At 64.7% G+C, this 23,919-nt stretch carries 13 protein-coding genes; 3 read left to right on the plus strand and 10 right to left on the minus strand.

All coding sequences use genetic code 11. The features are described 5' to 3' along the window. Positions 1–9: 9 nt before the first annotated feature. The 3 genes from LK03_RS21565 to LK03_RS05940 form a co-directional block, all read right to left on the minus strand. Positions 10–9,300, minus strand: a complete 9,291-nt coding sequence (locus LK03_RS21565) for a hemagglutinin repeat-containing protein (RefSeq protein ID WP_081951566.1) — start codon at positions 9,298–9,300, stop codon at positions 10–12. 24 nt (positions 9,301–9,324) lie between these two features. Beyond that, positions 9,325–11,028 (minus strand): ShlB/FhaC/HecB family hemolysin secretion/activation protein, encoded by a 1,704-nt coding sequence (locus LK03_RS05935; protein ID WP_049870440.1) that lies wholly within the window; start codon positions 11,026–11,028, stop codon positions 9,325–9,327. 273 nt (positions 11,029–11,301) lie between these two features. Beyond that, positions 11,302–12,213, minus strand: a complete 912-nt coding sequence (locus LK03_RS05940) for a LysR family transcriptional regulator (RefSeq protein ID WP_038411495.1) — start codon at positions 12,211–12,213, stop codon at positions 11,302–11,304. Between the two features lie 99 nt (positions 12,214–12,312). Here LK03_RS05940 and LK03_RS05945 point away from each other — a divergent pair, with 99 nt between their 5' ends. Next, a complete protein-coding gene (locus tag LK03_RS05945) occupies positions 12,313–12,840 on the plus strand; it encodes a DMT family transporter (RefSeq protein ID WP_038414628.1) in 528 nt (175 codons plus the stop codon). A gap of 50 nt (positions 12,841–12,890) precedes the next feature. Here LK03_RS05945 and LK03_RS05950 read toward each other — a convergent pair whose 3' ends face one another. The 3 genes from LK03_RS05950 to pobA form a co-directional block, all read right to left on the minus strand. Then, positions 12,891–13,673 (minus strand): coniferyl-alcohol dehydrogenase, encoded by a 783-nt coding sequence (locus LK03_RS05950; RefSeq protein ID WP_038411496.1) that lies wholly within the window; start codon positions 13,671–13,673, stop codon positions 12,891–12,893. 21 nt (positions 13,674–13,694) lie between these two features. Beyond that, on the minus strand, positions 13,695–15,170 hold the full coding sequence (locus tag LK03_RS05955; protein WP_038411497.1) for an aldehyde dehydrogenase family protein: 1,476 nt from the start codon (positions 15,168–15,170) through the stop codon (positions 13,695–13,697). Positions 15,171–15,235: 65 nt separating this feature from the next. Then, positions 15,236–16,420 carry a 4-hydroxybenzoate 3-monooxygenase gene (gene pobA, locus LK03_RS05960; RefSeq protein ID WP_038411498.1) on the minus strand — a complete coding sequence of 395 codons (1,185 nt, stop codon included), beginning with the start codon at positions 16,418–16,420 and terminating at the stop codon, positions 15,236–15,238. A 133-nt stretch (positions 16,421–16,553) separates the two neighbouring features. On the opposite strand from pobA, the gene LK03_RS05965 reads away from it, so the two are divergent. Further along, a complete protein-coding gene (locus LK03_RS05965; protein WP_038411499.1) occupies positions 16,554–17,423 on the plus strand; it encodes a helix-turn-helix domain-containing protein in 870 nt (289 codons plus the stop codon). On the opposite strand, the gene LK03_RS05970 is transcribed toward LK03_RS05965, so the two are convergent. The 4 genes from LK03_RS05970 to mdlC all read right to left on the minus strand — a co-directional run bounded on the left by LK03_RS05970 (position 17,420) and on the right by mdlC (position 22,812). Beyond that, entirely contained in the window at positions 17,420–18,328 is a 909-nt protein-coding gene (locus LK03_RS05970) for a ketopantoate reductase family protein (RefSeq protein ID WP_038411500.1), read from the minus strand. The genes LK03_RS05965 and LK03_RS05970 overlap by 4 nt on opposite strands. A gap of 100 nt (positions 18,329–18,428) precedes the next feature. Next, on the minus strand, positions 18,429–19,706 hold the full coding sequence (locus tag LK03_RS05975; RefSeq protein ID WP_038411501.1) for an OprD family porin: 1,278 nt from the start codon (positions 19,704–19,706) through the stop codon (positions 18,429–18,431). Between the two features lie 119 nt (positions 19,707–19,825). After that, the gene (locus LK03_RS05980; protein WP_038411502.1) at positions 19,826–21,160 is read right to left on the minus strand and encodes an MFS transporter; all 1,335 of its coding nucleotides are present in this window, start codon (positions 21,158–21,160) and stop codon (positions 19,826–19,828) included. Between the two features lie 62 nt (positions 21,161–21,222). Next, the gene (mdlC, locus tag LK03_RS05985) at positions 21,223–22,812 is read right to left on the minus strand and encodes a benzoylformate decarboxylase (RefSeq protein WP_038411503.1); all 1,590 of its coding nucleotides are present in this window, start codon (positions 22,810–22,812) and stop codon (positions 21,223–21,225) included. Positions 22,813–22,991: 179 nt separating this feature from the next. Between mdlC and LK03_RS05990 the strand changes: the two genes are divergently transcribed. Then, entirely contained in the window at positions 22,992–23,906 is a 915-nt protein-coding gene (locus LK03_RS05990) for a LysR family transcriptional regulator (RefSeq protein ID WP_038414629.1), read from the plus strand. The last annotated feature ends 13 nt before the right edge of the window (positions 23,907–23,919 follow it).

Here is a 23,919-nt window from a genome sequence, read left to right on the forward strand (position 1 = left end):
TCTGTTCATTTATATACCCGGAAATGCCGTGACTATATTTCCAAACCTGTCAGTTTGCGTGGTAATAATCGAGGTTGCATTATTGTTTTTTAGGTAGTCCGTCCCTATAGTCCTACCAACATCTACCTGTCTGACATACAAAATTCCATGAGCTTTGCTTTCAAGTGTTTTGACAACAGGTGAGCTAACCACCTGATCACTCTGCAATAGTCGCCGCAACTCTCCTTCAGGCATATTAAACTGACTCTTATTTGCTTTTCCGCTCAAGTGCTCCTTGAGGATATGATTCATGCCGAATTTGTTTGTACCAGTTTGAAGATTAATCCGTGATTGCACTCGGCTAGGGACATGAATTGCAGATTCGCCTGTCGATTTTGTACCTTCAGCCCCAGTCCCTTTCTCAGATCCGCCCTGCCCCGCACCTTTATGCCCCGACTCCACCGAGACTGCCCGACGCTCACCACCTCCCTTACGCCCCGGCAGCCCTCCGGTCAACACCGACGTTATTAACTTACCGCCGCCGATCAGCTTGTCTTCAAACTCATCACGATCATCAAGCACTTTATCTTCGATGGCGTCCGCCAGCGCTTTGCCCAGCTTGTCATTGACCTGTTCAGCCCGCTTGTTGAACTCCTCGCCCAATGGCGTTTGGTCCACAGCTCTGCGCAAAGCCATCTGCGCCAGACCTTTCGGGCCTTGGGTGACGGCAATCAGAACAGTGATCGCCTCTTCCTGCTCAGGATGGTCCTGAACGTATTTGTTCAGGTCGGCGACAGACCGCAGTGTGTCCTGGGAGAACGTGAGCTTTTCTGCATCGTCGTCCGTGATGTCCGTTGGACTTAGCTGAAGGACTCGATCATTGCCGACAACGGCTGCACTGGTCTGGAGTTTTTCACCCTGCTCCGCAACGGCACTGAGATCGATACCACTTAGGTACGCAAGCTCTGCTACCACCGTCTCCTGGAAATCGGGATCTGCCATCAACTGCCTGGCTTGGCGCGGAGTCAGGCCGGCTTGCAGCAAACCATCCAACGTATTCTCGGCAAAATCATCGCCCATCCGCTGCGTCGTCTGCGTATCCAGCTTGCGGCCCAGCGAGCTTTCCAGCTTGTTCATCGCCCGGGTCAGGTTGCGGGACGCCTGCTCGTAGTTCTGCTTTGCGGTTTCGTCGTAGTTCTTTACTTGCCTGGCCCATTCCTTGACCGTTGCAGGTGTGTGCCGGACCGCATCCACCGAGGACTTGGTCACATACAGATCAGTCCGCCGCTCATCGTCCTTGGTGACTTCATACGCCCGATCCACATCGCGGTTCAGGCCTGTGGTCGAGTCCTGGCCGTCGCGGTCGGCGCGTACCACCACATCGCCTGCGCCGACCGTGCCGCGCACGATCTGCTGGCGGTCCTTGTTGTAGTTCCAGCCTTCGACACTCCAGCCGTCTTTCTGGTTGTCGCCTTTACCGACCTGGCTTGGGTCCTGGGTGGTGTCCTTGCCGACGCCGTACGAGCCGCCGACGTTGAGGTAGTAGCCGTGCTCCTTGTCCTTGCCGGCGATGTCGCTGAAGCCCAGGGTGTTGGTGTCGAGCTTGAGGTTGCCGGTGTCGGAGGCGATCAGCGCGCCGTCGAGCTGGGTGTGGTTGCCGGTGCGCAGGTCGAGCTTGTCCTGGGCGGTGATGCTGGTCTGTTTCTCGACCCAGTTCTTGTCACCGGTGGTCTTGCCGTAGCCCACCGAGCCGCTGGCGCCCGATCCAGGCCCGACCACTACCGTGGCGCTGAGGTCGAACTCCTTGCCTTGCACCTTGCCTGTGTCAGGCAGTGAGCTGACGTTGAGGTCGCGGCCTACGCGGCCGACCACATCCTTGCCGCGCAGGGTGGCGCCGCCGATGTTGGTGTCCTGGCCGCTGGTGAAGGCGAGTTGGTTGCCGGCGTAGAGGTAGGCTTCCTGCTGCTGCTCGCCCTCGCGCTCGAGATTGCCCTTGCCCATGTTGACGCTGGCGTAGAACCCCACGCCTTCTGAGCCAATGGCCAGGCCGACTTCGCCGCCACCACTGCGACGACTGTTGTTGGTTTCGCTGTCGTTTTGCGCAGCGGTGATGTTGAGGGTGTTGCCGGCGCCCAGGTTGATGTCGCGCTGGGTCTGGATCTGCGTGCCGATCAGGTTGAGGTCGTTGCTGGCCTTGAGGTTGGCATCGCGCCCGGCCTGCAAGCTGGTGACGGTCGAGTTGCCCTGGCTCTGGTCGTTGTCGGCCACGCCGCGGCTGCCGCCGACGCCGATCTTGAAGCCGCCGCTGGTGCCGCCGTGGAACCCGCTCCAGCTCTTCTGCTCGCTGCTTTCCTGGGCGTAGCTGCCTTTGGCTGCATCGAGGGTGACGTCGCGGCCCTGGATGTTGATATCGCGGCCCGACTGCAACTGTCCGCCGCTGATGCGCACAGCGTTGTTGGCGGCGATGTTCAGGTCGTTGCCGGCATCCAGGGTGGACGGGCGGTTGCTGGTTTCGGTGACGATCTGGCGGCTGCTCTCGCGGCTGTTGCCGAACTTGGCGTCTGCGGTCGGGCCTGAGAGGAACTGCGAGATGCTGTCGACGGCCCGCAGCGTGCTGGAGGCTTTACTGGTTGCGTCTTCGCCTTTGCCGGCACCGCTGACGGCATCCTTGGTGCTGCCGAAGTTGTGGTTGATGGTCGCGCTGAGGCCGTTGCGCGAACGCTCGCGCATCTGCTCGGTGACCTGCGACTCGCGGGCGGCATCGATGTTGACGTCACGGCCCGCGGCCAGGCGAATGTCGTTGAAGGCTTGCAGGTCGGAGCCGACCTGGTTGATGTCGCGTCGTGCGGCAACGTCCAGGTTGCCACCTGCGCTGATCTGGCTGGCTGCGCTGGTTTCCTGGGCGAGGCGATCCTTGGCCTTGTTGCGCTCGTTGCCGGCGAACAGGGTGACGCCGTTGTCATCGGAGGAAATACCGATGCCGGTCTGCTTCTTGCTCTTCCAGTCCTGGCTGGAATGGCTGTTCTGCGCGGCCAGCACGTTGACATCCCGGCCGGCTTGCAGGCCGATATCGTCACCAGCATCGATGCGGCTACCGACCACGTTGATGTCGCGCTCGCTGCGCAGGTAGGCATTGCGCATGGCGTCGATCTGGCTGCCGACGCTGGTGACGTCCTGCGCCTGGTTGCCCGCCTCCTTGGCCGAGGCGATGGACAGGAAGCCGCCCGACAATGAAAGCCCGGTTTTCTTCTTGTATTTCTCCTGGTGGCTGAAGGCTTCTTGGTTGGCCAAAAGCAGGTTGATGTCGCCGGATTTGTCGAGCAGACCGGCTCTGAGGTCGGCATCTCTGCCCGCCTCAATACTGCTGCCGCGCAGGTTCACATCGCGGCCAGTGGCGATCACCGCGTCATTGCCTGCGCTCAGTTCGCTGCCGACCTGGGCGACATTGCTGGTCATCTGGCTCTTGCCGCTTTTCGACAGGCCGAACGAGCCAGACTTGGTGGTCTTGCTGTAGGTGCCGTGCTGTTCGGCTGCGGCGTTGATGGAGACGTCGTTGGTGGCGCCGAGGATCAGGTCGTTGCCCGCCGAAAGCTGGCTGCCGACGATGTTCACGTCGCGCCCGCCGCTGAGGCTGACTCCGCCATCGGCGGCCTTGCGGGTGTTGATGGTCAGGTCCTGACCGGCCTCGATCTTCGAGGCGACGTTGGTGGCGTCGTAGGTTTCTTCCTGATGGGTTTTCTTGCGCCCGAACGAGCCGCTGCTTTTCTTGAATGCGTTGTAAGCGTCTTCGTTCTGAGCCGAGGCGATGTTGACGTCACGGCCGGCGTCGAGGGCCAGATCCTTGCCGGCGCTGGCGCGGCTGGCGACGACATTGATGTCGCGGTTGGCGGCGGTGTTCAGGTCGCTGCCTGCGGCAACGCTGGAAGACAACTGCCGGGCCTGGGTCGTGGTGATGGTGCGGTGGCCACCTTCAAGCAGTTGGCGCTTCTGGCTTTCGTCGGTTTTCGCCAGCAGGTTGACGTCACCGCCCGCCTGCAGCGTCGCAGTGTTACCTGCGCGCACACTGCCGTAGTTGGTGATGTCGCGCCCCGCCGAGACCGTCAGGTCCTTGCCGGCACTGATACCACTCCCCGCATCCGTAAACGTCTTGTACCCCACCCCATCACGCACTTTGATCGCCGTGCGTTCGTTGAGGATGTCGCCTTTCACGGCGGTGAGGCTCACGCGTTCGCCGCGGATTTCGCCGGCCATGGCGTTGCGGATGCTGTCCTGGGCGAGCATCTGCAGGTTGTTGCCGGCCTCGACCAGGCCGCCCTGGTAGAGGCTGCCGCCGCTGGCGACGTTGAGGTCGTTGCTGGCGCGCAGGGTGCCGACGTTGACCAGGTCGCCGCCGCTGATCAGGTTGAGGTCGCGGCCTTGAATCAGGCTGTTGCCGCGCACGTTGCGGGCGTCGGCCTTGGCCAGGTACAGCACCGGCACCAGCACCTTCTGCCCTTCCACCACGCGGTTTTCCATCCACACGATGTCGTGGGTCAGGGCGCCGACCTGTTCGGCGTTGAGGCTAACGCCCAAGCTGAGGTTGAGCGCGTCCTTGCTGGCGACGGCGTTGTCCATCAGGTAGCGGTACTGGTCGTAGTCGCTGGCAAGGCCGTTGGCGAGGAAGCGTTGGCCGGTTTGCGCAAGCACCGCGTCGCGGATCAGGCGTTGTTCGTAGAGGCCGTCACCCAGGCGCCGCCAGTTGTTGTCGGGGTCGATTTTCAGGCGGTCGAGCAGGTAGTCGGAGCCGAGGAACTGCGACAGGTCGGTGAGCTTGGGGTTGGTCTCGATCAGGTAATTGCTGGTTGGGTCAGGGTTGCGGATGAACAGCCCGTACTCGCCCTTGGGCAGTTGGAAGGTGGCGCCCTGGGTCGGATCGACGCTGACGAACGGAATGCCGCTGTAGTCGACCGGGGTGAAGCCGGTCTGCACGCTGCCATCGGCATCGACGCGCTTGACCGGGGTGACGCTGCCGATGCCGACATCGTTGGCGCCCTCGGCCTGCTTGTTCAGGGTCAGTTCGAGCACGCCCAGCGGGGCGCCGGTCTGGTCGTCGCCGAGGGCGCCGGTGAGGATCTCCAGCACGTTGTGCTCGCTCACCGCGCCGTTCTGTACGCTGCGCGCCACGTTGAGGTTGACCGTGCCGCCGGCTTGCAGGGTGGCGGCGTACAGCGGCGGTGATTTATCGGTCCAGGGCAGGTCGTGGCTGAGCTCGGCGAAGCGGCTGTCGGCTGAGCGCGACTTGAGCAGCTCGAAGCGCGCCAGGTCGAAGTTGCCGGCGGCGACGGCGGCGTTGAACGCCGGCACGTCGATGTATTCCATCTGGTCCCAGTAGCCGGTGTCGATGCGTCCGGGGGTGCCGATGACGGTGATCTCGTGCCCGGTGCGCTCGGAAGCGCCGAGGTTGAGCAGGTCGTTGGCGGTGATGCCGAGGTTGCCGTTGGCCGCCAGCAGGCTGTAGCGGTTCTGCACCTGATCGGCGTTGATGGTCAGGTCCTTGCCGGCGACCAAACGCGCCGACGGCGAATCCTTGACCGCGGTTTCCAGCAGGGTCTGCTCGATGGTGATTTCGCCACGCTTGAACGAGTCATGGCCTTTGCAGTGCTGGCCGCAGACCCAGCTCAGGCTGCCCGAGACGACGGTCTGGCCGAGTTCGAATTCAGCCTTGGCGTTTTCCACGAAGGCAGCGTTGAGGCTGATGGCGCCTTGGCTTTCGACGGTGCCGGACAGGTTGCTGAAGCGCTGCGCGGGAGCGCCGTCGAGGCCGGCCACCGAGAGGTCGCCAACGCTGTAGAGGTCGCCGTAGAGGTTGTTCACCGCGGCGCTGCGCAGGGCCATGCCGCCGCCGCTGAACAGCAACGCGTCGGCTCCGTTGTTGATCGACTGGCTGGCGCTGAGGATGGCCGCGCCCTGGGCACCGAGGGTGCCGCGGTTGTCGATGCGTGCGGCGTCGATGCTGAGGGTGTTGCGCGCGGTCAGGTAACCGAGGTTGTCGAGGGTGCTGGCAAGCTCGAGGCGCAGGTCGCTGCCGGCGCCGATACGGCCGCCGTTCTGGGTCAGCTGATTGGCCTTGATCCCGATCAGACGCTGGGCCGAGAGGCGGCCGCTGTTGCTCAGGTCGCCGCTGAGGTTGAGCTGCAGGTTGCCGTCGCTGAACAGGTCGCCGGCGTTGTCGAGCTGGCGCAGGTTGAGGGTCAGGTCGCTGCCGCTGGCCAGACGATCACCGGCCTGCAAGGCCAGCGCATCGCTGGTGTAGGTCAGGGCCTTGTTCAGCTGCACCTTGCCCAGGCCATCGACGCTGCCGAACTGCCAGTCGCCGCTGCCCAGGGCGTTGATGCTGCCGCTCGCACCGCTCAAGCGCTTGAAGTCGAGGGTCAGCAGGCCGGCGCCTGCGTGTTCGAGGCTGCCGTCGCGGTTGTCCAGGGCATCGGCCTTGAGGCGCAGCGCGCTGCTGCCGACGGCGATACGGCCGTTGCTGTTGTCGATGCGTTCGCTGAAGTCGAGGCTGCTGAGGTCGGTGGCGCTTTTCGCGGCGCTGCTGGAGTTGCCGAGGGCGCGCAGTTGACCGCCGCGGTTGTCCAAGGTGGCGCCGCTCAGGGCCAGGCTGCTGTTGGCTTCGATCAGGCCGCCCTGGTTGTCGAGCTGGCCTGCGGCGATGCGCACGCCTTCGCCGCTGAGCTGGGCGCCGCCGGTGTTGCTCAGGCGGTCGCCCTGGAAGGCCAGGGCGTAGCGGGCGAACAGTTGTCCGCCGCTGTTGCTCAGGTTGCCGACGTTGAGGGTGAGGTCGCCGGCCAGGCTGGCGATGGAGCCGGTGTTGTCGGCCAGACGGCCGTTGCTCAGGCGTGCGGCGTCGATCAGCACGCTGTCGCCCTGAATGGCCCCGCCGAGGTTGCTGACGCTGCCGCCCGCCATGTCCAGGCGCACCTGGCCGCCACGGGCCAGTACGCTGCCTTGGTCGTTGTCGAGCAGGTTGCCGCTGTAGTTCAGGCCGCCGCTGCCGGCCACCAGTTGGCCTTGCTGACGGTTGTCGAGGCGGCTGGTAGCCAGGTCGAGCTGCTTGCCACGCAGGCTGCCGGCCTGGTTATCCACAGCCGCCGCGCCACGCAGAACAAGCGCGCCGTTACCGGCATCGAGCACCCCGCCGAGGTTGCTCAGGGTGGTGCCGACGTTCAGGCGGATATCGCCGCCATCGCTGACCAGCGCGCCTTTGTCGTCGTTGTGCAGGCGCGCTGCGTCTACCAGCAGCTGCTTGCCGACCACGGTGCCGCCGCTGTTGTCCAGCCAGGCGCCGCTCAGCGCCAGCGCGCCTTCGCTTTGCAGCTGGCCGCCACGGTTGAGCAGTTGCGCCTGGCTGGCGTCGTTGCCCTGGCTGGCAAGCATCAGTGCCAGACCCTGGGCACCGGCAGCCAGCAGGCCTTGCTCACGGTTGTCCAACGCTGCGGCGCGCAGGTCGATGCGCTCGGCGACGATCTTGCCGCCGCGGTTATCGATGCGGGCACCCGGTGCGGCGATATCCACTGCGGCGCCGAGCAGGCGCCCGGCACGGTTGTCGAGGCTGCTGGCGCTCAGGCGCAGGTCGCCGGCGATGGCCAGCAGGCGGCCATTCTGGTTGATCAGCTCACCGGCATCGATGCTCAGGCGCTGCTGTGCCTGTACGGTGCCGGCGCTGTTGTCCAGGCTGCGACGGGCGTTGATCTGGGCATTACCGCTGCGGGCCGAAAGCAGGCCGGCGCGGTTGTCGAGGGTGTCGGTGTAGAGGCTCAGGCGGCTGGCATCAATCTGCCCGGCCTGGTTATCCACAGCCTTGGCCTTGATCGCCAGACTGGCGTTGCCGGTCTGGATCAGGCCGTTGCGGTTATCCAGGCGATCGAGCTGCAACGACACATCCTGGCCATTGCCGAAACGGATCACCCCTTCCAGGTTGACGATGGCCGGCGTGGCCAGAACCAGCGCCTGTTCGCCGACGATGCGTGCATTTTTGCCTTGGTTTGTCAGTTGGGCGGTGTTCAGCTCGACCGTTCTGGCCTGCACCACCGCGCGGTTATCCACAGCCTCGCTGGCCTTGACGCTGAGGCGGCGGCTGGCTTCGAGGCTGCCGCTGTTGCTCACCTGGGCGGCGTCGATGCGCAGGTCGCCCTTGGCGTTGCGGGTGTTGTCGGTGTTGACCCCGGCGGCCAGGGTGCCGGCATTGCGCACGCTGCCGGCGCTGATGTCGAGGCTGTCGCGGGTGGCCAGGCTCTGCGCGTTGCTCAGCTCGCCCGGGGTGCGTACGCGGGCGTTGCCAGCGTAGGCCTTGCCGCCCAGTTCAACGCTGGCGGCCTTGATGTCCAAGGTGCCCTTGGCCGAGGCCTGGGCCATGTTCAGGTGACCATTGGCGTCGAGCTGGATGTCGCCAGCGCTGGCCGCCAGGTTGCCGGCGGTTCTGACGCCGACGCCGCGCTCGGTGCCCACCAGCTTGATGGTGTCGGCGTACATGCCGCCCAGGGCCGAGGAGTCGATGGCCAGCTGCGGTTTGTCTGCCGGATTACCGGCCCGGGCGCGCGTGGCCAGGGTGTCTGCGTCGACATCATTGACACCAGCGATGACGTTGAGCTGCTTGGCGTGGATATCGGCGTTGATCTTCGCCGAGCGGGTGATGATGTCGAACTGATCGACGCGGCTGGCATCCAGCCCTTGCCCGTCGATGCTGACGCTGCCGCCATCCACGGCGAAGCGCTCGAGCTTGCCGCTGGCATTGAGCTCGGGCTTGCCGGTGCTGAGCGTCACCCGGGGCGTGTTGATGAAGCCGCAACCGTTGCAACTGATGCCGTCGGGGTTGGCGACGATGACCCGCGCGCTCTGCCCGGCCACCTCGGTGTAGCCCCTGAGCTGGGTGGCGTTGGCACCGGTGACTTCGTTGAGAATCGTGTTCGCCGCACGGCCCTTGAGCTGGTCGTTGCCGAGAATGTTGCCGCCCAGTTGCGTGGCCTGGATAGCCTGGGTCGAGTTGTTGAGGATCACCCCGTTACGGTCGACGTTGTACTGCTTGAACTGGTTGTGCGACAGCCCGGCGCCATTGGGCGCGGCGATGTTGATCACCGGCACGCCATTGCCGGCCTTGCCGACCTGGGTGTTGGTGGTGCCGCTCACGGCGATGCCATCGGCCTGGGCCCACAGCGGCTGCCAAAACATCACGTTGACCAGCAGCACGGCCAGCAGGCGCTTGGGCATGCCGAGGAAGGTGGCGCGCTCGGTTACGCGAGCGGAAGGCTGACGCGCCAGCAGGGCCATTTGATGAACGTCCATGTAAGCAACCTCGGAACTGCGGTGTTAAAGGAAAACATCCAGACGGAAATAGATCGGCGCTTCACGGTCGATCACATCGGGACGTTCCAGGGAATGGGCGAAGGTCACCGACGCGGCCACATGCTGGCCGCGGGTGTACAGCTCCAGCGAGCTGCTGGTCAGCCGGCCATGTTCGTCGCCGTTGTAGCGGTCGTTGCGAATCACGCCCTGGTCGTAGCCGATGGCGGCGCCGTACTCGGCCAGCACCGGGCGCAACCAGTCGAGGGTCACTGGGCGGGTCAGGCGCAGTTCGTTACGCCAGTAACCGCCGCTGTCGCCGGAGAGGAACTGGTCCTTGTAGCCGCGCACCGACGATGAACCGCCCAGGCTCAGGCGCTGCGGGCTGAACAGCAGGTCTTCACTGCGCTGGCCGGTGGCCAGGCTGGTGAAGGCCAGACTCTCGCCCCACAGCTCGAAGGGGTGCAGGTAGCTCAGGGTGCCGGTGTACTTGCGGTAGCGCGGGTCGCGGTCGCCAGGCTCGAGGTGGTGCCGGCCCTGTGCGTCGAACAGGCCGACGCCCTGCTGCATCCCTAAGTCGAGGTTGAGGAACGCCGAGCCGATGCGCCGACCGTGGTTGATGCCCACCTGCGCCTCGCTGATGCGGTTGCTGCTCAGCTCGAGCTTGTTGCCGTCGAAGAAGTTGTTGGTGCGCAGGTGCGCCAGGCCGAAGTTGACCGAGGTCTTGCTCAGGGCATCGCGATGAATCACCCGCTCGGCGCTCAGTTGATGGTTCTGGCTGTCGCCATCCTGCTTGGCATCGCCGCCGCCGACGTCCAGTTGCGTGCGGTAATGGGTCTCGCTGTACAGGTAATTGAAGGTCCACCAGCCCCACGGCACGCTGTACGAGAACAGGGCATTGCGCGAGCCCTTGTCGTGGTCGCTAATGGCATCGTGGCCGCCGCGCAGGCTTACCTGGTCGGCCAGGCCCAGCGGGTTGTCCCAGTCCAGGCCGATATTCCACTGCTGCTCGCCGGTGCTGCGCTGGCCGTCGTTGTTGCGCGAGAGGTTGGCGCGCCAGGGTTTGTCGGGCGTGTTCTTCACCGCAACGTCGCTGCCGCCGATGGCCTGGCCGGGGGTCAGCTCGATCTGCGCACGGTTGGACGGCAGGCGGTTGAGCTGGTCGGTCATCTGCTCCAACTCACGCAGGTTGACCAGTTCGCCCTCTTTGCCGGGGAAGGTCATCGCCAGTTCACGGGCAGTGAAGCCCTCGGCGGCGTCGCTGCGCAGGTTTTCCAGCTTGCCTTCGACCACCAGCACCTGCAGCACGCCTGTGGATAAGTCCTGCTGCGGCAGGTAGGCGCGGCTGGTGACCAGGCCCTTATCGATGTAGTGGTCGGTGACCGCCTTGAGCACTTCGTTGAGCTGCTCGAGGCCCAGGCATTTGCCTTGGAACGGCTCGACCAGCGCTGTGCGTTCGGCGGGCGTCAGGGCATCGGCGCCCTTGAGCTCGATGCGCTTGATGTCGAAGCAACGGTCGTCGGTGGGGGTGGCCGGTGCGCTGGGGGCGGTCTGCCGGCCGGGCAGGTCCTTGAGCTCTTGCAGGCGCCGGCGCTGCTCTTCGAGCAGGCGGTCCTGACGGTCGCGGATGAGGTCTTGTTCACCGGGCGTGGCGGCCAGTACCGGCGCGGCGCTGAAAAACGCCAGGCACAGTGCGTAGCCGCTCACCAACGTCCTTGTCGAGGCAAGCATAGAGAGTCCATAGAAAGCACGGCAGGGCGAGATGCACCTGCGCAAAATCGAGCACAACGCCCCATCGTCCGCCGCGTAGCGGCCAAATGACATGAGGGTTGTAACAGTTGTGTGACAGACCGTGCTTAAGAGGAAAGATTCCCAACTGCCCAGTTTTGGTGCGCCGGGCCTCGCGCCGAGGCCCTCTAGCACGGGCCTTTCAATGGAAGTATTTTTTTACGTGTTCAGCTGAAGCGGTTCTTCCGATTGAAGCTGGCACATCAGGCGAAGGGCTCAATTCGCCTGCGGCTGACTGGCCGCGTACACCGCATCACGCAGCCAGCGGTGCGCCGGGTCATTCTCCTTGCGCGCATGCCAGGCCTGTTGATAGTCGATCTGCGGCAGTTCGATGGGCGGCGCGAACTGCCTGAGTTCGCCGAACGCATGCAGTGAATCGGCAGCGCGGCTGGCGACCGTCAGCAGCAAGTCGGTGCCGGGCAGCACGTCGATGGCAGCCCCCCAGTGCGGTAAAGCCAGCACCACCTGGCGCTTGAGCCCCTGCGCCGCCAGGGCACGTTCGACTTCATCGAAGGCATCCGGGCGCATCGCCAGCATCACCTGGGGTCGCGCCAGCCAGGCGTGCAACGACAGGGTTTGGTCTTCAGGCAATGAAGCCCGGTCGGCGATGCTGACGAAGTGTTCGATGAACAGCGTCTGCCGCGTGATGCCTTCCGGCACGTCGTCGAACACCCCCAGGGCCAGGTCGAGTTCGCCATCCTGCACTTGCGCCAGCATGCCTTCGCGGCTGGCCTGGCTGATCGCCAGTTCGATACCCGGCGCGGCGCGGCGCAGGTGGCGCAGCAACGGCGGCAGGACGATTCTGGCGGCGTAATCGGACATCGCCAGGCGGAACCGCCGCTGCGCCACCGCCGGATCGAACTGCGGTGAGGCGAGCAGCCCATTCAGGCTGCCGAGGGCGTCTTGCAACGGCTTGAGTAGCCATTGCGCACGGGCGCTCAGCACCATGCCACCGGCTTGCCTGACCAGCAGCGGGTCGTTGAAATGCGTGCGCAGTTGCGCCAGGGCATGGCTGACCGCTGGCTGGCTGCGGTGTAGGCGCAGCGCGGCGCGGGTGACGTGGCGTTCGCTCAGTAGCGCGTGCAGTGCCAGCAGCAGGTTGAGGTCGATCTTGCGCAGTTCATCCATCAGGCGAATAACCCATATCCATACAAGCGATTTCCATTGGTGCTGCGGATGATTAAAGCTGGTTTCAGCGGTTTCGTGAACCGGACTCTGGAGATCATCATGCTGAACAAGACGCTATTACTGACCCTGCTGCCGCTGGCCATGTCGCTGATGGCCGGCGCGTTGATTCCCGTACAAGCGGCGAGCGGCGGTGCCCTGGGGCGCATTCTCGGCAGCCCGCTGTGGGGTGCTGCGGTGGCCATGGGCATTGGCTCGCTGGCCTTGTTGATAACCGCGCTGGCGCTGCGCCTGCCGCTGCCCAATTTCATCGCTGCCGGGCACGGCCCGTGGTGGCTGTGGCTCGGGGGCTTTACCGGGGCGGTTTACGTGGCGACTTCGCTGGCGCTGTTACCGAAGGTCGGTGCGGCCAACTTCATGCTGTGCGTGATCGTCGGGCAGATGATCGCCGCCCTGCTGCTCGACCACTTCGGCCTGCTCGGCCTGCCGGTGAAGCCGGTGACCCTGGGCCGGGTGCTGGGCATCGCCATCATGCTGGCCGGGCTGGTGGTCGCGCTGCAAAGCGGCGGGCAGGCCAAGCCTGCCGTGGCGGTGGAGCAGGAGCAGGCTTCGCGGGTGGTTCGCGGGTGAACGGGAGTGCATTGACAGCATCGGGCCGCGTTGCAGCCCTAAGGGGCGTCCTAGCTGTTTTCCAAGCCGTTGCCAGTCGCCAGCAGGTGCGAGTGCATGCCGCCGTCGACCGCCAGGTTGGTGCCGCGCATCCAGCGCGAGGCGTCGCTGAGCAGGAAGGCCACCACCGGGGCGATGTCACTGGCGTGGCCGGGGCGGTCCATGGTCTTCATGTCTTCCTCGGCGCGGGCGCCAAGGGTTTCCACGAAGTCCTTGAGGATCGGCGTGTCCACCGGCCCTGGGCTCACCGCATTCATGCGAATCCCGCGCTCGCGCCAGGTCCAGCGGTGTTGCAGGGTCCAGGCGATCAGCGCTTCCTTGGAGAAGAAATAGCTGCGCGCACCGACGATGTCGTGCCGGGCGCAGAACTCGGCCACGCCGGTGAAGCTCAGGTGCTCGCTGTCGCGAATGGCCGGAACCGACTGCGGCCAGCCGACCCCGGCCAGTGAAGCCAGGTTGACGATCGAGGCGTTGTCCGCCAGGTGCGGCACCAAACCGAGGGTGAGGTACTTGAGGCCAACCAGGTTGACCTTGAGCACGCGCTCGGCCGGTTGCGTGGGCGGCAAACCGGCGATGTTGGCCAGGCCGTCGATGCCGTCGGGCAACTGCCCGAACAGGCTGTCGATCGAGGCCTGGGACGACAGGTCGACCTGAATGAACTGCTCGACCTCCACCGTGGGCCGGTTGATGTCTACGCCAATCACGTGAGCACCCTGCACCCGTGCCAAACGCGCGGTTTCTTCGCCGATGCCGGAGGAGACACCGGTAATGACCAGCTTTTTACCATTGAGCATGACAATTCTCCGAGAGCGGCCTCAGAAGGGGTAGCGGCGCGGCGAGCCTTGCACGCTGATCCAATGGTCGGTGGTGAATTCCTCGATCGCCCAGTCGCCGTTGAAGCGGCCCAGGCCTGAGTTCTTCTCGCCACCGAACGGGGCGTGGGCCTCGTCGTTCACCGGGATGTCGTTCACGTGGGTCATGCCGGCCTTGACCTGGCGGGCGAAGCGCACCGCGCGCTCCAGATTGCCGCTGAACACCGCGCTGGACAGGCCGAACTCGCTGTCGTTGGCCAGCTCAAGGGCATGCGCCTCGTCACGCGCACGCTGAATGCCAACCAGCGGGCCGAAGATTTCTTCGCGGGCGATTTCCATGTCCTTGGTGACGTCGGCGAATACGTGCGGCGGTAGCAACTGGCCCTGCACCTCACCCTCGACCACCGCCCGGGCGCCCTCCTCCTTGGCTCGCGACACCTTCTCCAGCAGGCCTTGCAGCTGCTTGGCGTTGATGATCGGGCCGACCACCGTGTCGGCATCGTGCGGATTGCCGACCTTCAGCGCCTTGACCCGCTCGGCGTAGCGCTCGACGAAGGCATCGTGCAGCGCGTCTTCGACGATGATGCGGTTGATCGCCATGCAGATCTGCCCTTGGTGCAGAAACTTGCCCATCACCGCAGCGTTGACCGCCTGCTCCAGGTCGGCATCGGCCAACACCACGAACGGGCTGTTGCCACCCAGCTCCAGCGCCACATGCTTGAGGTGCTGACCGCCCGAGGCCAGGCGGCCGATGTTCAGGCCTACCGGGGTCGAGCCGGTGAAGGAGATGAACTTGGGCACTTCGTGCTCGACGAAGGCGTTGCCGATCTTCGAGCCGGCACCGACCACCACGCTGAGCAACCCGGCAGGCAGCCCGGCCGCTTCATAAATGCTCGCCAAGAGCAGGCCGCCGGTCACTGGGGTGTCGCTGGCCGGCTTGATCACCACTGCGTTACCCAGGGCCAGCGCCGGCGCCACCGAGCGCTGCGACAGGTGCAGGGGGAAGTTCCACGGGCTGATCACCCCGACCACGCCCAGCGCTTCGCGATACACGCGGTTTTCCTTGCCCGGGACATTGGAGGGCAGCAGGCGGCCATGCACACGGGCCGGGAACGAGGCCGATTCCAGGGTGATGCCACGCGCTGCGCCCCACTCGATCTGCGCCTTGATGCGGGTACTGCCCGACTCGCGGATGATCCAGTCGATGATCGCTTCGCGGTGTTCGTCGAACAGTTGCACGGCGCGGTGCATCACTGCGGCGCGTTCAGCCGGGCCGGTCGCGGCCCACTTCACCTGGGCCTGGGCGGCGGCGCGGTAGGCCTCGTCGAGGTCATCGCGGTCGGCCTGGACGATCTGCGCCAGCGGGCTACCGTCGAATGGGTTGGTCACCTGCAGCACACTGCCGTCGCGGCCGTCGCGCCATTGACCGGCAATGAACTGCTGATTGAAGACAGGGAATTGCGTGGCAAGGTGAGTCATGAGTTACCTCTTTATAGGAATAGCGCTCATCGTTTGATGAGTCGTCGATCGCAACGCCGGGGCGGTCATTCCACCGCTTCGTAAGGCAAGCCAACATAGTTTTCGGCGATGGACGTGCGCCCCGCCTCAGAGCCCACGTAGTAGTCCAGTTCGGTCTGCTGCATGCGCTGGCTGAACGGGTCGGTGGCCGGGAACTGGTGCAGGATCGAGGTCATCCACCAAGAGAACCGCTCGGCCTTCCACACCCGCCGCAGGCAGATCTGCGAATAGCGCTCGAGCAGATCCTGGCGCCCTTCGCGGTAGTACTTGAGCAGAATCCGGTACAGCGTGCTGACATCACCGGCCGCCAGGTTAAGGCCCTTGGCGCCGGTGGGCGGCACGATGTGCGCGGCATCGCCGACCAGGAACAGGTGGCCGTACTGCATGGGTTCGACCACGAAACTGCGCAGGGGCGCGATGCTTTTTTCGATGGAAGGGCCGGTCACCAGTTTGTCGGCCACAGGCTTGGGCAGACGGCTTTTCAGCTCGTCCCAGAAGCGCTGGTCGGACCAGTCTTCGACTTTTTCATCACTGGCCACCTGCACGTAGTAACGGGTGCGGGTTGGCGAGCGCATGCTGCACAGGGCAAAGCCGCGGGCGTGGCTGGCGTAGATCAGCTCGTCGTTGACCGGCGGAGTGTCGGCCAGCACGCCGAGCCAGCCGAACGGGTAGACCCGCTCGAACTCCTTGAGCACGCCGTCTGGAATCGATTTGCGCGAGACACCGTGGTAGCCGTCGCAGCCGGCGATCAGGTCGCAGTCGATGCGTACCGGGGCGCCGTTGTGCATGAACGTGACGTAGGGTTTTTCACCCTTGAGTTCGTGCAACTCGACGTCGGCGGCTTCGTAGAAGATCGGCGCCGCGCTCTCGCTGCGGGCCTGCATCAGGTCGCGGGTGACTTCGGTCTGGCCGTAGATCATCACGGTCTTGCCGCCGGTCAGCTCACGCAGGTTGATGTGCTCGACGCGGCCGTCGAAGGCCAGTTCGAAGCCATCGTGCACCAGCCCTTCACGGTCCATGCGCTCGCCGACCCCGGCTTCACGGAGCAGATCGACCATGCCTTGCTCGAGCACACCGGCGCGGATGCGGCCCAGCACGTAGTCGGGGCTCTGGCGTTCGATGATGATGTTGTCGATGCCAGCCTTGTGCAGCAGCTGGCCCAGCAGAAGTCCGGACGGACCGGCGCCAATAATGGCAATTTGAGTCTTCATTGTTTTTATCCTCATGAGCCGAGAGGCTCTGGGTTACGATTCATCGTTCTGTATTTTTCGCAGATAAATGTCCAAGAAGAAGGCAATTTCTGCTTCATTTTTAGGACTTTTCGAGGATTGGTGAGGATTACCCATGCTGGCCGCAAACGGTGTTCCCGTGTTCAAGCTCTACGGCGAGACCTCCTGGCCCACGCCGGACCTGATCCACTGCGAATCCATTCCCGAACGCAGCCGCCTGCACGACTGGACCATCAAGACCCATCGCCACGGCGACCTGGCGCAGTTGCTGTATGTGCAGGCCGGCCAGGCCCATGTGGTGGTCGACGATGTCGAGCGTCAGGTCGGTGGTGGCGCGTTGCAGGTGGTGCCGGTGATGAGCATTCACGGCTTCAGCTTTTCCGAGGATGTTCAGGGCTATGTCATCAGCCTGGCCAAGCCGATTCTCGAACGCTTCGCGCCGTTGCTCGAAGGCAAGCCGATGGCCCAGGCCGAGTGCTACTGGGCCGATGACGACCGGCGCTACCTCGACGGCCTGTTCGCCCAGTTGACCGAGGAATACACCCAACGCCGCCCAGAACGCGACCTGCTGCTGCAATCGGTGATCTGCGCGCTGCTGGTGTGGCTGTCGCGCCGCTCACGCCAGCGCGCCCAGCACATCGCCAAGCCCCGCGAGCGCGGCCAGCAGCACCTCGACACCCTCACCCAGCTGATCGAGCGGCACTTTCGCGAGCACCAGCAGATCGAGCATTACGCGCAGCAGATCGGCGTCAGTGTTGCCCACCTCAATGCCCTGTGCCGGCAACTGACCGGGCAATCGGCCCTGCAGCAGGTCAACCAGCGGGTCGTCCTCGAAGCCAAGCGCAACCTGATCTACACCTCGATGACCATCGGCCAGGTGGCCGACAGCCTGGGCTTTGCCGAGCAGGCGTACTTTTCACGCTTCTTCAAACGCGCCACCGGGCTGACGCCCAAGGAATTTCGCCTGCAACGGCCAGAGGTCTAGCCTCCGCTGACCTTCACCAAGTTGTACAGCGCCTGCAACACCGGCGTGGCCACACCCAGGCGCTTACCGTGGGCCACCACCGCGCCGTTGATGAAATCGATTTCGGTTTTGCGCCCGGCTTCGAGGTCTTGCAGCATCGACGGCTTGTGCTGCTGGTGGTTGCGCAAGGCGTAGTCCACCGACGCGCCCACCCGCTGGCGGTCGACCGCAATGCCGGCGGCCTGGGCCACTGCGACGGTTTCGTCGAGAATGCTGTTGAGCAACTGCCTACCCTGCTCGGAGGCGCCGACCGCGCCGACGGTCTGCCGGGTGACTGCGCACACCGAGTTGAGCGCGGCGTTGAAGGCGACCTTTTCCCAGATCGCCACCTGCACCTGCGGGTCTGCCTCGCAGGGCAAGCCGGCCTGGCTGAACACTGCCGCCACTTCATGCACGCGCGGCTGGTCTTCGCCGTTGCCGGCCCACAGGTTGATATGCCCTTCGCCATGACTGTGCACCACGCCCGGCGCGACCAGATCCGCCGGCAGGTTGGTCATGCCGACGATGACCCGCTCGGCCGGCACCACCCCGGCGATGATCTCGGCATTGCCCAGGCCGTTCTGCACCGACAGCGCCCAGGTGTCGGGGCCGACCAGATGACGCACCGACTCGATGGCCGCCGCAGTGTGAAAGCCCTTGGTGAAGATCACCAGCACGTCGAAATGCCCGGACAGCTCGGTTGCCCGGCCAATCGGCACCTGCACCGTGGCCTGCACGTCAGGGGTTTCCAGGCGCAGGCCCTGGCGGGCGATGACTTCGATGGCCTGCTCGGAGGCCTCGACGAACGACACCGCCTGCCCGGCCAGTGCCAACCGCGCGCCAAACAGCCCGCCCATCGCGCCGGCGCCCACAATTGCAATTTTCATCGCTGCTCCTTCGAACCCATGCAGGGTCGCTGTACAAATCCCGGCCTCGTAACGCGAGGCCGGGCCGTTGACGCTCAAGCAAGAGCGCCCGTCTTACCCTTCAGAACTTCCAGGTGTAGGTGGTGATCAGCCGGTTCTCGGCGTAATCGGCGCCCGAGACCCGGCCATTGCCGTAACGGGTCTTCACGTCGATGTTGCGCCATTCGAAGCCCAGGCCCTTGAGCGCGCCGCTTTGCAGCACGTAGCTGACGACGAAGTTGCGCTCGCTTTCGACGTTGCGGTCAAGCTCGTTGTTGCCCCGGTCGATGCCAGTGCCACGCAGGTAGCGGGTCATGAACTTCAGGCCCGGCACGCCCATGGCGGCAAAATCGTAGTCATAGCGCAGTTGCCAGGACGCTTCGTTGGCCTTGAAGAAGCCCAGCGTCGACCAGTTGACCAGGTACGGTTGCGGCGCCCAGCCGTTGAACAGCGGGAAGGCGCTGTCGCCGAGCATGCGCTGGTAACCCACACTGAAGCCGTGACCGCCAGTCTTGAGCGTGGTCATGGCGCCGTAGCTCTTGTTGTCGATGACGCCGTACAGCGCCTGGCCGTCTTCACGGTTCTGGTAGTAACGCAGCTCGGTCTGCAAGGCGTAGGTGTCGGACAGCGCCCAACGGTTGGACAGGCCCAGGTAGTGCTGCTGGTAGATGTCTTCGAGCTGGCCGTAGAAGTAGGTAGCCGACAGGTCCGGGGTGAACTGATAAGTGGCGCCGGCGAAATTCAGGCCGTCGCTGGGCTTGCGGATATTGGCGCCGTTCATCAGGTAGATCTTTTCCCGATTGGACGACTCACGGGTGGCGATGCGGTCGATGCGCCCCGCCGTCAGCGTGAGGTTGGACCACTCCTTGGATTCGATCATCGCGCCCTGATAGGTGGTGACCAACTGCCGTGAGTCGTCGATGTAGGCCACTGGCAGGCGCGGGCGCAGCTCACCCACGCGCAGTTCGGTCTGCGAGTACTTGACCTTGCCGGTGACGCCGGTGCGGCCATAGTCGCGCACTTGTTCGCCCTTGCTGGCGTCATAGGGAATCACGCTGTCCGGGCCGCGCCCGCCGCCGCCGTCGAGGCGATAGGCCCATTGGGTGCTGGTTTCCACGCCAAATTGCAGAGGGCCTTCGGTATAGCCTGAGCTGAAGCGCAGGTCGAAGCCTTGAGTCCAGCTGCCGATACGCGACTTGGCGGCGTCGGACTGTTTGAAATCGCGGTCGATGTAGGCGTTGCGCAGCCCAAGCACGACGCTGCTGTCATCGATGAAATCGGCGTGGGCGCCGAACGATTGGGCCAGGCAGGCACAGCCGAGCAGCCACACGCAGCGGCTGGAAAATGGAAAACGACGCATCCCGGTACCTTATTATTGTTGTCGAAACGCCACGCTCCACCGCACCGCTCGGCATCGAGCGGCCGGTGTCTGCAAAGGGGGTTGGTTGGGCGCCTGAGCGCCCGTTGAGCGGCGGGCGCTCAGGGACGGGCGTGCAGCGCCTGCCCGTGTGCGCCTGGCGATGCCACAGGGCGCTTGCGAATCATCGCGATGGCGAACACCGCCACCACCCCAGGCACCGCACAGAGGATGAAGTTGAGCTGCAGCGGCAGGTTCATGCTCATCATCAGCCCACCCAGGGTCGGCCCGGCGACGCCACCGAAACGGCCGATCGCCGAACACCAGCTCACGCCCGTGGAGCGGATCTCGCTCGGGTACTGCTGGGCGGCAAAGGCATGGATCACGGCCAGGGTGCCGATGGTGGTGGCGCCGGCAATCAGCAGCATCACGTTGAGCAGCAGCGGGCCGGGCTTGATACCGAGGATGCACAGCGACACCACGGCCATCATGAAGAACAGCATCAGCGTCGGCTTGCAGCCCCAGCGGTCTGCCAGCCAGCCGCCGCCCAGCGCGCCGAAGGTGGCGCCGATGTTCAGGGTCACCAGGAACATCAGGCTCGACCCCAGCTCGAAGCCGCCGGCGACCATGATCTTCGGCAGCCAGGTGTTGAGGCCGTAGACCATCAGCATGCACATGCCAAAGCCCAGCCAGAGAAACACCGTGCCAACCCCACGGCCTTCAGCGAACAGGCGCGACAGCGGCGCGGCGGACGAGGTTCTCACCGGTGCCTCGAAGCTGACCTGGCTGAGGTTCACCTGGGGATCAATGCGCGTCAGCAGACGGCTTGCAGCCGCGCTGTCCTTCTCCAGCAAGTAGTGCAGTGATTCCGGCAATTGCCGCGCCAGCCAGGGCAGGAACAGCAGCGGCAGGCCGCCGATGATGAAGGTCGCCTCCCAGCCGAAGCGCGGGATGATCATCATCGCCACCAGGGCGGAAATCATCGCGCCGATGGAATAGAAGCTGAGCATGACGGTGGTCAGCGAGCTGCGCCGCGAGGTCGGCGCCAAGTCGTTCATCAGCGCGACGATGTTGGGAATCGCCCCGCCCAGGCCGACGCCGGTGATGAAGCGCGCCAGGGCGAAGCTCGGTGCGTCCCAGGTGAAGGCGGTGGCCAGCGCGCAGAGGCTGGCCAGGGTCATCGAGCAGATGATCACCTTGCGCCGGCCAAGGCGATCGGCCAGCGGGCCGACGGCGACCGCGCCGAACATCATGCCGAACAGCGCGGCGCTGCCCATCCAGCCGGCGATCACCGGCGTCAGTGCCCATTCTTCCATCAGGCGCGGCACCACCGAGCCGTAGATGACCAGGTCGTAGCCATCGAACAGCATGATGAAAGAGCACCAGAACAGCAGTGTGTAATGAAGCTTGCCGAGGGGCGCGGCCCCTGCGACGTCGAGCGCACGTTTCTGAGTCATGGTCAGGTCTTCTTGTTGTTATGTCGGTGAGTCGAAGGGGCTGCATCGGCCCCCGCAGCCGGTCAGTGAGGTTCGATGGTGACGGTCGGGACCTCGATGACAGTCGGTTCGGTGGCATCCAGCGCCGCACGCAGGGCGGCCTCGAAGCTGGCGCGGGTGTCGGTGTGCACGGCCTTGACCCCGTAGCCCTTGGCGATCGCGCAGAAGTCCAGGCCCGGCACGTCCAGGCCCGGTGCGTCCTCGGCCTTGAGCACCCCGGCAAACCAGCGCAGGGCGCCATAGGTGCCGTTCTTGAGGATGATGAACACCACCGGCACGCGGTACTGGGCAGCGGTCCACAGGGCGGTGATGCCGTAATTGGCAGAGCCATCACCGATCAGGGCGACCACCCGGCGCTGCGGCTGGGCGAGCTGCACGCCGACCGCAGCCGGCAGGCCGAAGCCCAGGCCGCCGGCGGCCGGGAAGTAGTAGCTGCCGGGGTGGCGCAGGTTCATGCGCTGCCAGAAGGCGCTGGTGGTCGAGGTCGATTCCTTGACGTAGATGGCATCTTCCGGCGCCACCGCATCGAGCACATCGAACAGGGTTTCCGGGCGCAGTTGATGGGGTTCGTCGTCCATTGGCTGAGGTACGGGCAGCGCCTGTGGATAACCGCGCGATTGTTGCGTCACACCGTCTGCCAGTACGCTCAAGGCCACGGCGATATCGCCGATCAGCGCATCGCCCATCGGCGCCCTCGCCGCTTCCTGCGGGTCGGAGGTGATGTGCAACAGGCGCGCGCCGGCGGGCAGGTAATCGCCGGGGGCGAACTGGTGATAACGAAACACCGGGGCGCCGACCACCACGATCAGGTCGTGGCCGTCGAGGATCTTGCTGATGCCGGCGATGGCCGCCGGCAGCACGCCACGGAAACTCGGGTGGCGGGTGGGGAACGGACAGCGCGAGGCCGACGGCGCGATCCACACCGGCAGGCGCAGTTTGTCGGCCAGGGCCACGGCGGCGGCGTTGCTCAGGGTGGCGTCGACTTCAGGGCCGAGCACCAGTACGGGGTTACGTGCCTGGTCCAATTGCGTGATCAGCGCCTGCAACTGCGCGGCATCGGGGGTGCCGGCAACCTGCACCTGGCGTTCGAACAGATGCTCGACACCTGGGGCGCAGGGCTCATCCCAATCGTCGTAGGGAATCGATAGGTACACCGGCGCCTTGGGCGTGGTGTTGGCGTAGTGGATGGCCTGGCTCAGCGCCCGAGGTACGTCCTGGGCATTGGCCGGCTCGTAGCTCCACTTCACCAGCGGCTTGGGCAGTTGCACGGCATCGACGTTGGCCAGCATCGCCTCGACGCCGATCATCGGCCGCACCTGCTGGCCGGCGGTGATCACCAGCGGGCTGTGCGAGTACCACGAGTTGGTCAGTGCGCCCATGCCATTGCCGGTGCCAGCCGCCGCGTGCAGGTTAACGAACGCCGGCTTGCCGCTGGCCAGTGCGTAGCCATCGGCCATGCCCACCACCGCACCTTCGTGCAGCCCCAGCACGTACTGGAAATCTTCCGGAAACGACTTGAGAAACGGCAGCTCGTTGGAGCCCGGATTGCCGAAGATGGTGGTCATGCCGTGGCGCCGGAGCAGCGTGTAGGCAGCGGAGTGAATGGTTTGCATGGGGCAGAAGTTCCGCATGTGTCATGAGGCTTCCACTCTAGGAACAGTCAATAAATCGATCAAATAAATGTTTTTTCCTTGCTGTATAAATACGATCTATATGAAAGGAGATGCTGCGGCGTAGCCGACGCACCGACCACCCACCCTCCTCGACCTGCTGCAAACGGATCGCCGCGACCATGGCCAACTTCGACCTCAACCTCATCACCACCTTCATCACCCTCTATGAAACCCAGAGCGTGACCACCACCGCGCAACGGCTGTTCGTCACCCAGCCCTCGGTCAGCTACGCGCTGGGCAAGCTGCGTGAGCAGTTCGATGACGCGCTGTTCGTGCGCAACCGTCAGGGCATGCAGCCCACAAGGCTCGCGACCCAGCTCTACGGCGGCTTCAAAGAGGCTTCGCGCTGCATCGACTCGGCGGTGGGCGAAGCGCGCAAGTTCGAGCCCGGGCATTCCCAGCGCCAGTTCCGTCTGGCGCTGTCCGACCTCGGCGAAATGGCGCTGCTGCCGCGGCTGATGGAGCGCCTGAGCAGCCAGGCGCCGAATATCGAGCTGGAAGTCATCCCGCTGGAGATCGATCAGGTCGGCACCTGGCTCAGCGACGGCCACGTCGACGCCGCCATCTGCAGCCGCAAGCTCGGCGACAGCGGGGTGGTATCACGGGTGCTGATGAAGGAACGCTACGTGTGCCTGCTCGATGCCGCCCACCCGCGCATCGGCGAGACCCTCAACATGCAGCAGTTCCTGGCCGAACCCCACGTGCTGGTGACCCGCACTTCCGGCCACGGCATGGCCGAAGAAGCCCTGCAACGGCTCGGCGTGGAACGTCGCATCAAGCTGCGCCTGCCGCATTTCTCGGTGCTGCCACGACTGATTCCCGGCACCGACCTGCTGGGCATCCTGCCCAGCCAGATCGCCGAAAGCTTCTGCGAAATGCCCCTGCACAGCCAACTCAAGACGCTCGAACTACCGTTCGACGTGCCGGCGTTCGAAGTGTCGCTGCACTGGCATTCACGCAGTACGCAATCCACGGCGCTGACCTGGTTCTTGCGTCAGGTGCAGGTTGCGTTGGGTGGGGCGGGGCTGGCCTGAGTCGGCGTCGAAG

This window comes from Pseudomonas cremoricolorata (genome assembly GCF_000759535.1).
Classification (GTDB): Bacteria; Pseudomonadota; Gammaproteobacteria; order Pseudomonadales; family Pseudomonadaceae; genus Aquipseudomonas; species Aquipseudomonas cremoricolorata_A.

Bases quoted from the DNA above. Each gene is read 5' to 3' on its own strand.
- LK03_RS21565 (WP_081951566.1), bottom strand. From the start codon at position 9,300: ATGGACGTTCATCAAATGGCCCTGCTGGCGCGTCAGCCTTCCGCTCGC.
- LK03_RS05935 (WP_049870440.1), bottom strand. From the start codon at position 11,028: ATGCTTGCCTCGACAAGGACGTTGGTGAGCGGCTACGCACTGTGCCTG.
- LK03_RS05940 (WP_038411495.1), bottom strand. From the start codon at position 12,213: ATGGATGAACTGCGCAAGATCGACCTCAACCTGCTGCTGGCACTGCAC.
- LK03_RS05945 (WP_038414628.1), top strand. From the start codon at position 12,313: ATGCTGAACAAGACGCTATTACTGACCCTGCTGCCGCTGGCCATGTCG.
- LK03_RS05950 (WP_038411496.1), bottom strand. From the start codon at position 13,673: ATGCTCAATGGTAAAAAGCTGGTCATTACCGGTGTCTCCTCCGGCATC.
- LK03_RS05955 (WP_038411497.1), bottom strand. From the start codon at position 15,170: ATGACTCACCTTGCCACGCAATTCCCTGTCTTCAATCAGCAGTTCATT.
- pobA (WP_038411498.1), bottom strand. From the start codon at position 16,420: ATGAAGACTCAAATTGCCATTATTGGCGCCGGTCCGTCCGGACTTCTG.
- LK03_RS05965 (WP_038411499.1), top strand. From the start codon at position 16,554: ATGCTGGCCGCAAACGGTGTTCCCGTGTTCAAGCTCTACGGCGAGACC.
- LK03_RS05970 (WP_038411500.1), bottom strand. From the start codon at position 18,328: ATGAAAATTGCAATTGTGGGCGCCGGCGCGATGGGCGGGCTGTTTGGC.
- LK03_RS05975 (WP_038411501.1), bottom strand. From the start codon at position 19,706: ATGCGTCGTTTTCCATTTTCCAGCCGCTGCGTGTGGCTGCTCGGCTGT.
- LK03_RS05980 (WP_038411502.1), bottom strand. From the start codon at position 21,160: ATGACTCAGAAACGTGCGCTCGACGTCGCAGGGGCCGCGCCCCTCGGC.
- mdlC (WP_038411503.1), bottom strand. From the start codon at position 22,812: ATGCAAACCATTCACTCCGCTGCCTACACGCTGCTCCGGCGCCACGGC.
- LK03_RS05990 (WP_038414629.1), top strand. From the start codon at position 22,992: ATGGCCAACTTCGACCTCAACCTCATCACCACCTTCATCACCCTCTAT.